Origin of the sequence: Ignavigranum ruoffiae (genome assembly GCF_023195815.2) — a bacterium.
GTDB lineage: Bacteria > Bacillota > Bacilli > Lactobacillales > Aerococcaceae > Ignavigranum > Ignavigranum ruoffiae.
In genome coordinates this window covers 373,152-388,263 of record NZ_CP096206.2, presented here as the reverse complement: position 1 = coordinate 388,263, position 15,112 = coordinate 373,152, and the positions used below count along the sequence as shown (strand labels likewise).

The 15,112-nt window shown below is 42.2% G+C and carries 16 protein-coding genes; 3 read left to right on the top strand and 13 right to left on the bottom strand.

Annotation, left to right across the window (positions count from 1 at the left end; translation table 11 throughout):
* Positions 1–8: 8 nt before the first annotated feature.
* From nagA to M0R79_RS01855, 8 genes are all read right to left on the bottom strand, one after another.
* The gene (gene nagA / locus M0R79_RS01890) at positions 9–1,151 is read right to left on the bottom strand and encodes an N-acetylglucosamine-6-phosphate deacetylase (protein WP_248416650.1); all 1,143 of its coding nucleotides are present in this window, start codon (positions 1,149–1,151) and stop codon (positions 9–11) included.
* A gap of 15 nt (positions 1,152–1,166) precedes the next feature.
* Entirely contained in the window at positions 1,167–2,327 is a 1,161-nt protein-coding gene (locus M0R79_RS01885; RefSeq protein WP_248416651.1) for an SIS domain-containing protein, read from the bottom strand.
* Between the two features lie 83 nt (positions 2,328–2,410).
* Positions 2,411–3,418, bottom strand: a complete 1,008-nt coding sequence (gene lacD, locus M0R79_RS01880; RefSeq protein WP_248416652.1) for a tagatose-bisphosphate aldolase — start codon at positions 3,416–3,418, stop codon at positions 2,411–2,413.
* Positions 3,419–3,452: 34 nt separating this feature from the next.
* The gene (locus M0R79_RS01875) at positions 3,453–4,481 is read right to left on the bottom strand and encodes a PTS system mannose/fructose/sorbose family transporter subunit IID (protein ID WP_248416653.1); all 1,029 of its coding nucleotides are present in this window, start codon (positions 4,479–4,481) and stop codon (positions 3,453–3,455) included.
* A complete protein-coding gene (locus tag M0R79_RS01870; RefSeq protein WP_092572154.1) occupies positions 4,471–5,268 on the bottom strand; it encodes a PTS mannose/fructose/sorbose/N-acetylgalactosamine transporter subunit IIC in 798 nt (265 codons plus the stop codon). The genes M0R79_RS01875 and M0R79_RS01870 overlap by 11 nt, the downstream gene beginning before the upstream one ends.
* Positions 5,269–5,293: 25 nt before the next feature.
* The gene (gene agaV / locus M0R79_RS01865; protein ID WP_092572152.1) at positions 5,294–5,776 is read right to left on the bottom strand and encodes a PTS N-acetylgalactosamine transporter subunit IIB; all 483 of its coding nucleotides are present in this window, start codon (positions 5,774–5,776) and stop codon (positions 5,294–5,296) included.
* A complete protein-coding gene (locus M0R79_RS01860) occupies positions 5,777–6,070 on the bottom strand; it encodes a preprotein translocase subunit YajC (RefSeq protein ID WP_092572151.1) in 294 nt (97 codons plus the stop codon).
* Positions 6,070–6,510: a PTS sugar transporter subunit IIA gene (locus M0R79_RS01855; RefSeq protein ID WP_248416654.1), complete on the bottom strand. Its 441-nt coding sequence runs from the start codon at positions 6,508–6,510 to the stop codon at positions 6,070–6,072. The genes M0R79_RS01860 and M0R79_RS01855 overlap by 1 nt, the downstream gene beginning before the upstream one ends.
* 174 nt (positions 6,511–6,684) lie before the next feature.
* On the opposite strand from M0R79_RS01855, the gene M0R79_RS01850 reads away from it, so the two are divergent.
* The 3 genes from M0R79_RS01850 (at position 6,685) to M0R79_RS01840 (ending at position 8,805) form a co-directional block, all read left to right on the top strand.
* Positions 6,685–7,404 carry a GntR family transcriptional regulator gene (locus M0R79_RS01850; RefSeq protein ID WP_248416655.1) on the top strand — a complete coding sequence of 240 codons (720 nt, stop codon included), beginning with the start codon at positions 6,685–6,687 and terminating at the stop codon, positions 7,402–7,404.
* A 140-nt stretch (positions 7,405–7,544) separates the two neighbouring features.
* On the top strand, positions 7,545–8,186 hold the full coding sequence (locus M0R79_RS01845; RefSeq protein WP_248416656.1) for an NAD-dependent epimerase/dehydratase family protein: 642 nt from the start codon (positions 7,545–7,547) through the stop codon (positions 8,184–8,186).
* A gap of 118 nt (positions 8,187–8,304) precedes the next feature.
* Positions 8,305–8,805 carry a cupin domain-containing protein gene (locus tag M0R79_RS01840; protein ID WP_248416657.1) on the top strand — a complete coding sequence of 167 codons (501 nt, stop codon included), beginning with the start codon at positions 8,305–8,307 and terminating at the stop codon, positions 8,803–8,805.
* Between the two features lie 228 nt (positions 8,806–9,033).
* Here the strand turns inward: M0R79_RS01840 and M0R79_RS01835 are convergent, their stop codons facing one another.
* The 5 genes from M0R79_RS01835 to M0R79_RS01815 all read right to left on the bottom strand — a co-directional run bounded on the left by M0R79_RS01835 (position 9,034) and on the right by M0R79_RS01815 (position 15,110).
* Entirely contained in the window at positions 9,034–9,900 is an 867-nt protein-coding gene (locus M0R79_RS01835) for an ROK family protein (RefSeq protein ID WP_248416658.1), read from the bottom strand.
* Position 9,901: 1 nt separating this feature from the next.
* Positions 9,902–11,302: a glycoside hydrolase family 32 protein gene (locus M0R79_RS01830; RefSeq protein WP_248416659.1), complete on the bottom strand. Its 1,401-nt coding sequence runs from the start codon at positions 11,300–11,302 to the stop codon at positions 9,902–9,904.
* Between the two features lie 16 nt (positions 11,303–11,318).
* The gene (locus M0R79_RS01825) at positions 11,319–12,686 is read right to left on the bottom strand and encodes a PTS transporter subunit EIIC (RefSeq protein ID WP_248416660.1); all 1,368 of its coding nucleotides are present in this window, start codon (positions 12,684–12,686) and stop codon (positions 11,319–11,321) included.
* A gap of 85 nt (positions 12,687–12,771) precedes the next feature.
* Positions 12,772–13,740, bottom strand: a complete 969-nt coding sequence (locus M0R79_RS01820; RefSeq protein WP_248416661.1) for a LacI family DNA-binding transcriptional regulator — start codon at positions 13,738–13,740, stop codon at positions 12,772–12,774.
* A 131-nt stretch (positions 13,741–13,871) separates the two neighbouring features.
* Complete coding sequence (locus tag M0R79_RS01815) at positions 13,872–15,110, bottom strand: dihydrolipoamide acetyltransferase family protein (RefSeq protein WP_248416662.1); 1,239 nt, start codon at positions 15,108–15,110, stop codon at positions 13,872–13,874.
* Positions 15,111–15,112: the final 2 nt, after the last annotated feature.

Sequence of the window (15,112 nt, the reverse complement as noted above, 5' to 3'; positions counted from 1 at the left end):
TCTTGAGTTTAATAGCGTTTAAGGCCGTCCAGATAGGTCGCTTTCAATTCAAGGTCCGGGCTTAAGACAATAAAGTCTGCTGGATAGCCTTTGGCTAATTTACCACATTGATCTTCAATACCAACCGACTTGGCAGGCGTATAGCTGGCCATTTTTAAAGCTTCTTCGACTGAACAAATGCCCCAGTCGACCACATTCTTGACCGCCGTCTTCATTTCAAGCACAGATCCAGCCAGGCTACCACCATCAACCAGACGGGCAGCTCCATCCTTCACCATGACTTCAAATTCACCGAGCCGTGAAGGACCTTCACCTTGACCCGCAGCCCGCATTGAGTCAGTGATCAAAATCATTTGATCCGCCCCGCGCGCCTTAAAGACTAACTTGGCCGCCGCCGGATGGACATGGTGGCCATCACAGATGACTTCAGCAAAGACCTGGTCAAGGGTCAAAGCTGCACCCACCATACCAGGTTCACGGTGATGCAAGCCGCTCATTCCATTATAGGTATGGATAAAGATATCCGCACCCTCTTCAACCGCCGCCTTGGCTTGGTCAAAGGTCGCATCAGAATGGGCGAGCGCTACCTTAATCCCTCGTGATTTAGCAAATTTGATAAATTCAGCCACCCCATCACGTTCACCGGCAATGGCAATTTTCTTGACCAAATGATTGGATAGGTCGTCCCACTCAGCCAGAATCTCTACTTTAGGGTCTCCCATGTATTTTGGATTCTGTGCGCCTTTGTATTTCTCGGTAAAGAAGGGACCTTCTAAGAAAATCCCTTGAATTTTCGCCCCTTGGACTTCTTGATAAGTCTGACCTACCATCTGGCAAACTTGATTAAGATGTTCGCGCGAGTCGGTCAAGGTCGTAGCTAACCAAGAGGTCACCCCCGTTGAGAGTAAGCCTTCAGCCATGGCTTTCAAACCTTCCGGATCATTATCCATCACATCATGACCTGCAAAACCGTGGATGTGAGTTTCCACGTAACCCGGAGCAATAATTGCTTGACCAAAATCTTCACAGTCCATATCGGCCGGAGCTTGATCTTGAATACCAACGATTTTGCCTTCTTCGACTAGTAAATATTGATCAAAGAGCATCTTATTATCATAGAAAATCTGTTGAGCATGGTAGCACGTTGTCATAGTATCCCAGCTTTCTTACTTGTATTCGTGCAAAATAACGCCTTGGACAACTCGGTTGACTGTTCCACTTGGTGAAGGAGTGTCGGGCTTGTTACCAATCTTAATCGAGGTTAACAAAGCCAAAGTTTGAGCGAATAAGATGTATGGGAAGCTTAGATAAACATCGGCTAAGCTTCGATACTGATTGTCAAAGACAAATTGGTCTGCTTGAACCTCGGCTAATTCATCCACATTCAGCGTGAACACTTGCTTAGCGATCTGATCATGATAGACTTCATTGATTAAATCTTGGTCGTAAAGGCGGGTATAGTCATTATTTGAAACATAAACGACCACCAAGCTGTCCTCGTCAATAAATGATTTTGGTCCGTGGCGGAACCCTAAGGGACTGTCATACATGGTAGCAATTTTACCCGCTGTAAGCTCAGAGATCTTTAATTGTGATTCGCGTGCGAGACCAAAGAAACCATTGGCTCCTAAATAAATAATCCGTTTGAAGGCTAAGTCTGCTAACGATTGAATACGCTCTTCTTCTTCCAAGACATTTTGACCCATTTTAACGATGGCGTCAATCATTCCATCTTTGTCGATGGTTTGGTCAAAGACTAATAAAGCGGTCAGACTCATACAGGTATAAGAACCCGTCATGGCAAAACCTTGGTCATTAGAGCCCGCAGGTTGGAGCAAGAGCAGATTGCTTTCGTCGCCTTGACTTGCTTGGGCTAACTTTCCTTCAGGGGCACAGGTAATCGTAATTTGATAGAGATCGTCCACCAATTCCTTGGCCAATTCGACAGTTTTTAAACTTTCTGGTGAATTTCCACTGCGAGCGAATGAAACCAAAATGGTTGGCATATCTTTTTGTAAATAATATTCAGGGGCGGCTACGATATGAGTCGTCGGCACACTTTCAAATTGGATATGGTGGCCATCATGAATCTTATTTAAATAAGGACTAATGGTTTGACCGACAAATTCAGAAGTCCCTGCTCCTGAGAAAATTACTTTCACAAAATCGTGTTTGGCAAAGATATCTTCTAAGAATCGGTTAATTTTATCTTCTTGTTGACGATAGAGTTGGTAAGCTTCTTGCCACAGTTGGGGCTGTTGCTTAATTTCCTTGGTCGTAATCGCTGCGCCAATTGAGGCTAAATATTCTTGACTTGCTTCAAACATATTCTCTCTCCTTTATATAAATAGAAAACCGCTTTCATCCATTTAAAAAATTCCAATTGTTGGCACAATTGGAATTTAAAAACTTATTTGACTTCGACTTTATCTTCCCAAGAATGCGCCGTTTCTTTAATAGCTTGATTCAAGGTCTCGATATTTTGACGACCTTGGGTTTGTAACCATTCTGTAGTTTGTTCTGGTCCAGACTCGGCATAGATGGACACTGCATCCTTCCAGGTTGCCCGTCCACAAAGTACACCGTTAAAGCTTGATCCTGCTTCCTTCGCGAAATAGAGGGTCTGTTCAAAGAGTTCCATACTCACCCCAGCACTTAAGAAAATAAATGGGAGGTGAGTTGCCTCGCTCTGTTCTTTAAAATAAGCTAAGGCTTCTTCTCGAGTATAAACTTGATCGGCTTGATCTTCAACAAACCCTTGAACAAAGTTCATATTAACAGGAACTTCGACTTTTAAGACATCAACTTGATATTTATCTTTTGAGAATTCTTTCATGGCCTCAATGACTTTATGAGGCTTTAACTTGGCATATTCTCGACTCTTAGCATCGGCAATCGTCGCATCATAAGAAACGATTTCAAGGAAGAAAGGCATATCTAAAGCCTTGCATTCCTGACCAATTCTTTCCATATAAACATGCTTGAATTCATTGATAGTTGAATCTTCGTCGACATCATAATAGAGTAGGAACTTGACAGCATCCGCACCCGCTTCTTTCAAACGATAAGCGGACCACTCTTCCAAGACATCAGGCAAACGTCCTTCTTCAGTCGCGTCATATCCGGTCTTCTCATAAGCAAGTAACAAACCAGCATCTTTATCACGTTTCTTAGCCGCAGGCAAGCCGTATTCTGGATCTAACAGAATTGAACTGGCGTACTTAGTTAATTCTTGCGAAACCAGTTGCTTGAAGTCGATAATAATCTCTTCAACATCCTTTTGCCCGGTATCTCCAGCAGCTAACATTTTCTTTAAAGAACCCCGTTGATCGATCGCCAACGCGGCAATCACTGAATCTGCATTCGATAATTGAGTGATATGATCTTTCTTTGCTTGACTGATAATTACTTTTCTCATAAGATTCCTTTCTAAATTTAAAATCTAGGTCTGCTTAACCCCAAATGCTTGGCCAGATTCCAAAAGGTCCAGCCCCAATCAAACCAATAATTAAGATGAGGATGATACATTTCAATGGGGTCCATGACTTGAAGGCCATGAGATAATATAGCAACATGGTAATTGCTAATGGAATCAATTTCGGTAAGATTCCATCTAAGATTTCTTGAACATTAATATTCACCGGTGTTTCGTTAAATTGATTATAGACCACTTGATATTTACCACTTGGTAACTCAGTGATGCTGGCATCTTCTTGACCGGCTTTAGCAGTCTTCTCAGCCACATCTTCATAGATCAGCGCTTCATATTTATTCAATTCTTCTGATGAAACGACTTCAGTAATCGCAGTAGGTTCTTGGGTCGTTCCGTTAGGAATATTGAAGTTTGCAATATTAGTAGCTCCGTAAAGCACGGTCAAGGCACCCACAACGAATACCCCAAGGATAGACGCGGCCCGAGTGAATTCTGTCGCATGGGCGGTTAGGACATCAATAGCGTTAACCCCTAAATCATAAGACCAATACATCAACCAATAACGAATGACGAATTGGAAGATATTAAAGATGAGTAGGAACATAATCGGTCCCATCACATTGCCATCTAAGGCCATTTGGGCGGTTATCCCAGCAGTAATAGGTACCAAAGTGAACCAGAAGAGCGCGTCCCCAATCCCACCAAGAGGTCCCATGGCAGCGACCCGGACGGCACGAATAGTTGGGATATCAACCTTGTTTTGTTCAAGGGATAAGATAATCCCCATGACGAAAGTTACTAAGAATGGGTGAGTATTAAAGAATTCCAAGTTATGAGACATCGATACAGCTAAGTCATCTTTGTTATCTTTATGGATTTTCTCCAAACCAGGTAAGATAGAATATAACCAACCAGCAGCTTGCATCCGTTCGTAGTTGAAACTACCTTGTAAGTTAAATGAACGGAGTACCATCCGGTTAAGAGTCTTCTTATCTAATCTCTCGGCCGGATTTAAATTTGAATATGTATCAGGAATATTAAATGCCATCTTCAAAACCTCCCATATCATTTGAACTTGCAGCGACTTTAGTTTGGATTTGGAAATCCCAGAAGGCTAAAGCAAAACCAATAATCGCTAGGATGAGTAAGGCAGAGCTGCCTAATCCTTCCAAACCATTGACGATTAAAGCTAAGGCAAATCCTAAGAAATAGAAGCCCCATAATGGCTTAGAAATCATTACTTTAAGTAAGGTTGCAAACCCGACGAAACGCATCATACCTCCGGCTGCCCCTAAACCACTCATTACCCATTCAGGAATCGCAGCTAGAATATCATTACCGAATTGAGCCCCACCGATAAAGAATAGCGTGACAATTACCCCAAAAATCAAACCAAGAATGCCCATGGCACTATAATTCAAACGATCAATACCGCGTGGATTAGCTTCATGAGCCATATCGTCCGCCTTAGACATCATTGGTGACATGGCGGTAAAGAGTAAGGTAATTCCATATTGACCGAGTAAGGCGAATGGAATGGCCGCCCCAACGGCTTCTGTAGGTGAAAGCCCCAAAGAAATCGCTAATACAGTCGCCATGATACCACCAACAACCGCATTAGGTGGTTGAGCCCCTCCGACTGGCATGTTCCCGATGGTCATCAATTGATAGGTGGCACCCACGGCCAAACCAGTTTCAAGATCTCCTAAAATTAAACCAATAATTGGGCCGGCTACAATCGGTTGATAGATTGATTCCAGCAAGTTAAATTGGTCAATTGCAGCAATAAATGTAAAAATAAAAACAAATGCAATTTGAATTACTGAATACTGCATGGTATTCACTCCTTCCCTTTCTTAACTAGAACGCTTCAAAGACTTTGTCAATCGATTCGGCACTTTCGGTAGGTACGCGACGAATTTCCAACTCAACCCCTTTATCTCGGAGTTGCTTGAATGCTTCCACATCCGCTTGGTCTACCGCGACTGAACCGACGACTTGTTTCTTACCTTCCGCCATATGCATATTCCCGATATTTACTTTGGTAATTGGGACACCTCCTTCAACTAAACGCAATACGTCTTGCGGATTTTCACAAATGATAAAGATTTTTTGCCGGTCTGCAGCTTTATGAATGATTTCAATAGTATGGTCAATGGTAAAGAAACGCGTCTGTGCTGAGGTCGGCGCCGCCATCTTCATTAAACGTTGACGCATTTGGTTCTTAGCTACCTGATCATTAGCCACCAAGAGTAAATTAGCCCCAATCGATCCGGTCCATTGGGTCGCTACTTGACCATGAATTAAACGGTTATCAATTCGAGTTAAGACAATATTTGGCATTTATAAATCTCCTTCCACAAATCTAGAAATCGCAAACCGTGAGACCGTCATCACTGCCCCCGATTTGACTTTAATATCACAATATTCTGAACCAACTTTAACAATCGTTCCAATTAAACCATTCGAGAATTCGACTTGGTCATTCACTTTAAGGTTTAGATGGAGCTCTTCGAAATGCTTCCGTTGCTTGTCATAAAATCGCTTATTGAACAAATAATAAATAAGTACCGTAATAATGGCTAAACAAATGACCACTAAAGAGGTGACCAGAACTTGGTTGAGTATATTATTCATTAAATTCCATCCATTTCATCTTCACTGGGCTCTTCAGCCAGCGCTTCAAAATCAACAAATTCAACATTCTCGCGACCAGTTTGCGCCAATTGACGGGCCAACTGATCTGGATCGGTTAAGACACCCGCCATCAAAGTGGCTTCGATTAACATCGGCAGATTGGTCCCCGCCATAATCTTAACCTTGTCTTGTTTATCGGTCAGTAAAGCTACCGTATTAAATGGGGTGCCACCTTTCAAATCGGTGAAGATAATCACACCCTCACTCTCGGCTAACTGCTCATCAATCGTTCTTTGTAATGTTGCTTGGAAATCTTCTAAATTCATTGATTCGCGAAAGGCCACACTGGATAGATTATTCTGCTGTCCCGCAATCATCGTGACCGCTTGTTCCATGCCTGGCGCGAATTCACCGTGTCCGGTAATAATTAACCCTAACATAATTCCCCTCCCTTACCTGGTTACTACCAGTACTATTATAAAAAACGCTTTCAATTTAGTCAATATTATTTCACAAATTGTTGCCATAATATTAATTTCATGATTTTTTCATAGCCTATTGTGAAAGAATGGTATAATATGTTTTTAGTTTAAAGTATTGAAGGAGGTATCCGCTTGAATAAAGCTAGTTTGTATTTACAACTCAAAAATGAACTGATTCACATGATTCATTCTGAGTTAGAACCAGGGGACTATCTACCTTCGGAAAGAAAAATTGCCGAACTTTATCGCTTAAGTCGAACAACGGTGAGACTAGCTCTTAAAGAGCTCGAATCTTTTGGTTATATTGATATCATTCACGGCAAAGGCAGCTTAGTCCTCGACCCCGCCCATCAAAAAATTAACCTCACCAATCTATACAGTTTCACTGAAAATATGCGTCTCTTAGGTAAAGAACCCAGCAATCAAATCTTGGCCTTTAAGCGCATTGAAGCCAGTCTCGAGGTCTCCAGTAAACTCCAACTACACTTGGCAGATCCCGTGGTCTACTTCAAACGTCTGCGTCTAGCCGATCAAGATCCGATGTTGCTGGAAGAAACTTATTTACCCGACAACATCTTCTCTGACTTGACTCAGAAAGATTTGGAAGACCATAGCCTCTACCAACTGATGAAGGATCGTTATCAAATTTTTATTCAGAATGCCAAGGAAGAATTCCAAGCAGCCATGATAGAGAATAAAGCAGCTAAATACTTGCAAGTCCCTGACAAAGATCCGGCGCTGATTATTCTCCGTCAAACCTTTGATAATATTAATCGAGTGATTGAGTACACCAAGAGTACGGCCCGCGCCGACAAATTTGTCTTCAAGACCGTCCATATTAATCGAATGTAAGCAAAGATCTTTTTAGTAGTCTGACGGGGCTTTAGGGCATTCCAGACTTTGCGCCAAATTGCTAAGCAAAATAATTTCATTCCATTTCGCCTTCCTTTATGATCATGGTAACGAGAAGATAATCAAGGAGGAGATAGCTGATGAAACGAATATTGATATTTGGCGCGAGTGGTTTTCTCGGCCAAGAGATTGTGAAACAACTCTTAGCCGACCAGCATGAGATTACGGCTGTGACTCGGTCTTTTGATGCCAATCAACCGGATAAATTTAATCCCCAAATCAAATGGGTTGAAGCTGATTTATTTGCCCCAGACCAATGGCAAGAACATTTAGATCAGGTCGATACGGTGATTAATTTGGTCGGACTTTTCCAAGAAAACCTGGAAAAAGGTTATACCTATCAACACGTCATTGTAGAAGCTGCGCAGACGATTGCTGAGACTGTCGGCAAATATCGCCCGACTGCACGATTCATCTTTATTTCAGCGAATTTGAATACAACCGCAACGCCTGAACGATACCGACAGGCTAAGAGTCAAGGTGAAACAGCGAGTCGACAAGCGGTTCAAGACACTGTCATCATCCGTCCGACCATGATGTACGGAGAAAGCCGGCCGGAGACCGTCAAACAAGCCCAACAGATTCTAGGTCGGATTCAGCCTGACTCAAAAGCATGGAATAATCGGCCAATAGAAGTGAGCAAGGTTGCTAAAACGATTGCTAACATTGTGAGTCAGGACAACCCGCTTAGAACTTATGAAGTCAATGACATGGATCAATAAACACTGTTGATGCTGATCATCGCGCTGACTCGGATCACAGGGAAAATTCATTGCCTCTTACTCGAATTGATTTCGCTGATTAAGAACCATATTTCCCCCGATAATTGGAGTGATTACAATGACAAGCAAGATTGAAACTTATTATTTAAAAACAAATCAAGGTGTCCCTAATCATCCCACCCTGCCTGTTCTGTTCTATCCATCTGCCATGACTAATAAATCCAGCGCGGAGATCATCGATATCCTGGCCCAACATGATTGGTCGAATGCCTGGGTCGATGGGATTCTAGACCAGCATCACTTCCATGACAACACCCACGAAGTCTTAGTGGTTCAAGCGGGTCAAGCCAACGTACAAATTGGCGGCCCAGAAGGCATGTCCTTACAAATAAAACAAGGTGATGTCTTAGTCCTTCCCGCCGGCACTGGTCATAAACGTCTGCAAGCTAGTAATGAGTTTAAAGTGATTGGCGCCTACCCTGGCGGTAGTGATTATAAGATGTGTTATCCAACAGAACCTATTGCTGAAGCAACTTTTGAACAAATTAAAAAAGTCGCCCTCCCTAGCCAAGATCCAGTGTTTGGTCCCGAGGGGCCACTCTTGGAATATTGGCATTAAAGTTAGTAAACACCATTTATTTCAAAAAACATAACGAGAAGCCCGATCTGAAAATTTCAATCGAGCTTCTGGTTTTAAAATGATAAAGTATCAGATACTTCTGGTCCAAAAAAGTTAAAATCAGGATAAATAACTTTCGATCTTGGTCTTTATTGGCTAGCAAATATTTTTCTATCGTTTAACAGGCGCTGACGAATATGAAAAAATCATCTGTTTAATGCAGCTTGTTTAATTCATCAAAAGTTGCTTAGCTTGATAATAGCAACCCATAATCGCTGCATTATCGCCTAATTCTGGTAGAACAATCAGTTGGTTGAGATCTCCCATTTCAATATAATCATGGTTGAGTTGTTTGACTTGGTCGCGGACTTGATCAATCAAACCAGGAACATGCATCACACCGCCGCCAAGAATGAAACGCTCAGTCCGTAAAACTAATTGCAGATTATATATTAATTGGGCCAGATAATATGCTTCAATCTCCCATACTTGAGCCTGATTGACTAGTTCCTCGGCCGGCTTACCCCAGCGGGCTTGAATGGCTGGACCACTAATCAATCCTTCAATACAATCGCCATGATTAGGACAGATCCCGGCAAATTCCATATCTTGAGGATGACGTTTGGCCATCAGATGACCGGCTTCCGGATGGTAGTTATAGGTTAAGAGTTGATCATTGACCACAATCCCAGCGCCTACCCCCGTCCCAATGGTAAAGTAAACGCAATGTTGAGTATTTTGTCCTGCCCCATAATGATATTCACCGATCACTGAGGCATTGACATCGGTCGTCCAACTGATAGGAAGTTGGTATCTTTCTTTCAGTGGGCCCAGAAAGTCTGTATTTCGCCACTTCAATTTAGGTGTTGAGGTAATATAACCATAAGTGGATGAATTTTTATCCACATCAATCGGACCGAATGAGCCTACACCAATCGCTTTTAACTCATGCGCATCTAAGACTTGATAAATACGTTGAAAGGTTTCTGCCGGCGAAGTCGTGGGAAAGCTCTTTCGTTCAACAATATTTCCTTGTTCATCAAGGATTGCTATAACGAATTTGGTCCCCCCTGCTTCAATTGCTCCAATGTACATCCTATCCCTCCTTTTGTCCAAGTTGCCAATATTGAATGGAACCATCTGCACTGGATTGGACGCTCACTTTGTTTTGGTCTTTTTGAGGATATATTCGGGTCGACATGGTATATAAACCATCATTGATAAAGATTTCCAGAGAAGAGGCATCCGAGAAAATTTGTAATTGGTTAATCGCGTCAAGTTGAATTGATCGATAGTTACGACCATAACCTGAAGGCCCATGTTTCAAACATAGGATTCCCTTTCCATCATAAGTCAAAAGAGTATCTTGACGCAAGCGAATTTCAAAGGATTGCGGTGAAGTTGGCCAAGTCAGAATAAGTTCGAAAGCAGCTTGCTCCAGATCGATTGAAAGAGCTTGGTCCGTTGTAAAATCAGCCTGACCTTGTTTTTGTCGTAATTGTTGATACTCAGGCAAAGGTCGTTGGCAAAGATTGTCTCGAGACCAATACAATTCTCGAGGCATGGTTAAACAATGCTGCCAGCCTCTAGCAATCGTTGGATTCGTGTATTCCGGTTTAATATCGCCCAAGCCAAACCAAGCGATGAGGATTCGTCGACCTTTTGCATCTTGGAAGGTGTGGGGAGCATAGAAGTCAAACCCCCGATCAAATTCTTTAAAAGCTTTCTGGGAGGTGAACTTGTTCCCCTGCCAATCCATGGAGCCAACTAAATAACCTGCAACATGACGATTATTAAACTGATAATCCTGTTCCCGAATTCCTTGAGGAGAGAAGACTAAGATATCTTGCTGAGCCAAGCTGAAGAAATCAGGACATTCCCACATATAACCCATCTGATCTTGAGCCGACAAGACTTCACCCATATATTGCCAATCTTCTAAATTCTTTGATTGATAAAGTAAGATGCTACCATGATGATCTGCTCGTCGCCCACCAAGAAGCATGATAAATCGATTATCGTGAGCAAATACCTTGGGGTCGCGGATATGATCGGTGAAACCTGCGGGATAAGCTTGATGAGGGATTACGACCGATCTGGATTCAATAGTCAGACCATCTGGACTCACTACATGAACAGTATTTTGTTCTCGACCAGAATAGATATAATCATAATCGCCCTCTAGTTTCACGTTGCCAGTATAAAAATAATGAATCTTTCCTTGATACTCTATTGCTGACCCTGAATAAACACCATCCCGATCAAATTCAAAATCCGGGGACATAAATATAGGACAATCTTCAAAATGTAGTAAATCTTTCGACCGTTTATGACCCCAATGGGTCTTGCCACCGGTAGCTGATTCGGGAACGTATTGATAATAGATGTGATAATAGTCATCAAAATGAATCAAACCGTTGGGATCATTTAACCAACCTTGCTCAGGCATAATATGATAACTTTGCCGCCATTGATCAGTCAGATTCAGATCTTGCACACAACTTCCCCCCTCACTAGATTTCATCGACGATATACTTTCTCTGTGCTTGGACTAAGACGAAGGCTACCGCGAAGGATACGCCAATCACAATCAGATAATTCAATAATAGGCCAAAACTTTCGGTATAGAATAATAAACCAGGAATAAAAGTAATGCCCATACCAGGAGCCGTCAAATGCATTAAGTAGGTTACTAGCCCACCAGCTGCCCCACCGATAATCCCTGAGACAAAAATTCTTAAGGATCTTAGATTGACCCCAAATAATAAAGGTTCAGTAATACCAAATAAAGTTGGCACAGAGGCATTAATCATATTCATCCGGCGAACTGCATCTTTGACCAAGAAGGCTGCCCCAATTGCTGCCCCAAATTGACCTGCCATTGATGCCGTCGTCAAGGGTTGAATCACATTCCGGCCTGTCTCACTTAAGAGCGAAAGCTCAATTACGCCGATCGAATGATGCAAACCAGTGACTACGATTGCTTGTTGTAAGCCACCAAAGATGATATAACCCAATCCTAAAGGTGCTTCTATTAAAGTAACAATGCCATTAATCACAAAATGCTCAACCGCTTGAATCACCGGACCTAGAATAAATATAATCGTCACAAAAGTAATCAATAAGGATAGGAATGGCGTGACGACTAAATCCATCATCTTAGGCACCCAAGTTCGACACCATTGTTCAATCTTAGCAATTAACCAGCCGGCAATAATAGCTGGAAAAATACTCCCTTGATAGGCGACAATATTAATGCCAAAGATATTGAGAGCTTCAGCATCTCCTGAACCCACACTATAAGCATTCGGTAACTGGGGAGCGACCATCATTAAACCAATCACAATCCCCATAATCGGATTGCCACCAAATTTCTTACTCGCACTGTAGGCAATCAACACTGGTAGAAAGGCAAAAGCCGTATCCGTTAACACACCAAACATGGTGGCAAATTCCGGCGTCATATCTAAACCTAATTCAACTAAAAATCCACGCAAGCCCATCAGTAATCCTGTAGTGACTAGGGCTGGAATTAAGGGCACCAGAATATCAGCAAAAGTTCGGACGACTTTTTGAACGGGTGTCATATTCTGGTAAACTTCTGACTTAATATCCCCTTCAGCTAGCTTATCCTGATCAATCACTGAAAGAAGGTCTTGATACACCTCATTAACGGTACCGGTTCCAAAAACAAACTGATGTTGCCCCGTACTATAAAAATAACCTTTGATGCCTTGAATCTGCTCAGCTTCATCTTTATTTAATTTATCATTATCGTGTAATATCAACCTTAAGCGTGTGGCACAATGCTCAGCTAATTTAATGTTTTCTTGACCACCTATAGCAGCTAACAATTGCTCGACCGTCTGACGATGTTTCATAATTTATCCTCCTTTTCAATCCAACAGGAACCGGTTCCATTTAATTTTAGCACAAAGCTTGTAAATTACAAGCCTTCTTTGAGCTTTAAGTAGATTTGCCGATGGTTAAATAATTTGGCACCAATTCAATTTTGACTGATTTAGGCTGTTGAATTAATTCTTTAATCAGATGGAAAGCGCGGATTCCAATCTCTTCATAACCAAAGGCCACTGAAGTAATCATAGGTTGACCTCGATTTAAAGCACTGTAGCCGCCAAATCCAGCTACCGCTACATCTGTTGGAACTTGATAACCATGGTCTTTTAATAACTGAATGACTGCTTGAGCTAAACTATCGGTCGCACAGACAATGACTCTACCCTTTAACTGGTTCAGTTGGGGCCTTAAAACTTGTTTGATATGGGTCTGATCAAAGTCACTTAATAAGATTTCAAGCTTAAGATCCTTATCAGCTAAATAACTTTTAAAACCATTTAGACGATCAATACCCACTGCTTTGTCACTTTGACTGACACTAATATAGAGAATATCCCGATAACCTTGTTGCCAAAGATGAGCTGCTAGAATTTTCCCTGCTTGAAAATCATTGTGAATAATATAAGAGTGGCCAATCATTTCTTGCCCAATAAATAGCACAGGTATCTCCGTCTGTTCGACCCAGTCGGTAATTTCCTTACGAACATTGGTCGCGAAGAATAATATTCCAGCCACTTTCAGATGTTGAAGCAATTTAAGATTATCCAATTCCCGTTGTGGATCCAATTGAGAATTAACAATAAATATTTGGAAACCGGCAGCCAGAGCAGTTTGGTCAATTGCCTTCAAGGCAATATTTACTGACCGCGAATCAAAACGAGGGATGACCACCCCAATAAAATTCGTCTGTTGGGCTTTCAAACTCTGAGCAAAGACATTGGGCTGATAGCCAGTTTCTTCAATAATTTTTTTAATTTTTTGTCGCGTTTTTGGACTGACTTGACCATTATTTAAATAGCGCGATACCGTACTCTTTGAAACTCCCGCTAAACGTGCAATATCACTCACGCTGACCATAGCATCCCTCCTTCTCGAACTAAACCATTATCGTTATTATCTACAATAACATAATTAATCAGCAGATTGAAACCACAAAAACCTCCACAGGTCATAAAGCTGTAGAGGTCTTCGTCAAAGTCTGTCACTGGCTAAATAATTAAGCGATACGGGTCTTGCAAGTAGCCTACCAACGTTTCCAAGAAGCGAGCAGCAGGTGCTCCATCAATGATTTGATGGTCATACGTTAAACTGAGTGGCAATTTCTTAGCGACTTTGACTTCGCCGTGATCTAGGACCAACTCGTCTTGAATCGCACCGACACCTAGTATGGCCACTTCTGGTAAATTGATAATCGGGGTAAAGTATTCAACATTTGTTCCCCCTAAATTGGTAATGGTAAAGGTAGAGCCACTATATAAGTCGCCTGGTAATTCTCCATTACGAGCCTGTGAAGCCACATCCGCAATAGCCGGTCCCAATTTAGATAAAGGCATCCGATCAGCATTGCGAATCACCGGTACCACCAAGCCTTCTTCTAAATCTGTCGCCATGCCAATGTGAATCTCATCCATTACCGTATGTTCACCATTATGATACCAAGCATTTAAAGCTGGATGTTCTTGAAGGGATAAGATAACTGCTTTAGTCACCAAAGTATTGATTGAGATTTCACCATGATTCAGTGGGCTAGAAACCTTAGCCTTAATATCTTGTCTAAACTCCATCAGTTTTGTCACATCTGCCTTGCGCTGGTTGGTTACTTGGGCTGTTGTTTGAACACTGCGCATCATACGTTGAGCAATGGTCTTCCGCATGCCTTGTAAACCTTGTCCCCATTCTGGTAGATCAGCCACTTTGCTTGTTGAGGATTGAGTTTCTCGACTTTCATCTTCCATTGGCACATAACGATCTATATCGAGACGAGTAATACGGCCGTTACCACCCGTGCCATTCACTTTAGCTAGATCAATGCCTTTCTCTTTGGCCATCTTGCGCGCCAGAGGGGTCGCAAAAATCCGTTCTTGCTTATTTTCTGCTTGCTGTTTCTTTGTCTCCTCTGCTTCCACCGGTTCAGTTGAGCGATCTTCTTGTGTGTGCTCCGTTGCTTCAGTAGCTGGAGATTCCATCTCTTCTTCAGCCACTGTTTCGCCCTCTTGACCTATCACCATCAGGGGTTCTTTGATCCGAACGACATCGCCTTCGCTGACCAATATTTTTAAGACAAGGCCGTCGGCATTAGCCTCGACCGGGCCGGTCAATTTTTCTGATGAAATTTCGGCTACGATATCACCTTTGGCTACTTTATCGCCAACTGCTACGGCTAAATATTCAATGGTTCCTTCAGTCATCGTTAGTCCAAGTGTGGGCATTACAATATTGCTTGCCATCC

Excerpts from the sequence above, each read along its gene's own strand:
- nagA (WP_248416650.1), bottom strand. The coding sequence starts at position 1,151 with ATGACAACGTGCTACCATGCTCAACAGATTTTCTATGATAATAAGATG.
- M0R79_RS01825 (WP_248416660.1), bottom strand. The coding sequence starts at position 12,686 with ATGAAACATCGTCAGACGGTCGAGCAATTGTTAGCTGCTATAGGTGGT.
- M0R79_RS01820 (WP_248416661.1), bottom strand. The coding sequence starts at position 13,740 with ATGGTCAGCGTGAGTGATATTGCACGTTTAGCGGGAGTTTCAAAGAGT.
- M0R79_RS01870 (WP_092572154.1), bottom strand. The coding sequence starts at position 5,268 with ATGCAGTATTCAGTAATTCAAATTGCATTTGTTTTTATTTTTACATTT.
- M0R79_RS01845 (WP_248416656.1), top strand. The coding sequence starts at position 7,545 with ATGAAACGAATATTGATATTTGGCGCGAGTGGTTTTCTCGGCCAAGAG.
- lacD (WP_248416652.1), bottom strand. The coding sequence starts at position 3,418 with ATGAGAAAAGTAATTATCAGTCAAGCAAAGAAAGATCATATCACTCAA.
- agaV (WP_092572152.1), bottom strand. The coding sequence starts at position 5,776 with ATGCCAAATATTGTCTTAACTCGAATTGATAACCGTTTAATTCATGGT.
- M0R79_RS01840 (WP_248416657.1), top strand. The coding sequence starts at position 8,305 with ATGACAAGCAAGATTGAAACTTATTATTTAAAAACAAATCAAGGTGTC.
- M0R79_RS01815 (WP_248416662.1), bottom strand. The coding sequence starts at position 15,110 with ATGGCAAGCAATATTGTAATGCCCACACTTGGACTAACGATGACTGAA.
- M0R79_RS01835 (WP_248416658.1), bottom strand. The coding sequence starts at position 9,900 with ATGTACATTGGAGCAATTGAAGCAGGGGGGACCAAATTCGTTATAGCA.
- M0R79_RS01860 (WP_092572151.1), bottom strand. The coding sequence starts at position 6,070 with ATGAATAATATACTCAACCAAGTTCTGGTCACCTCTTTAGTGGTCATT.
- M0R79_RS01875 (WP_248416653.1), bottom strand. The coding sequence starts at position 4,481 with ATGGCATTTAATATTCCTGATACATATTCAAATTTAAATCCGGCCGAG.
- M0R79_RS01855 (WP_248416654.1), bottom strand. The coding sequence starts at position 6,510 with ATGTTAGGGTTAATTATTACCGGACACGGTGAATTCGCGCCAGGCATG.
- M0R79_RS01885 (WP_248416651.1), bottom strand. The coding sequence starts at position 2,327 with ATGTTTGAAGCAAGTCAAGAATATTTAGCCTCAATTGGCGCAGCGATT.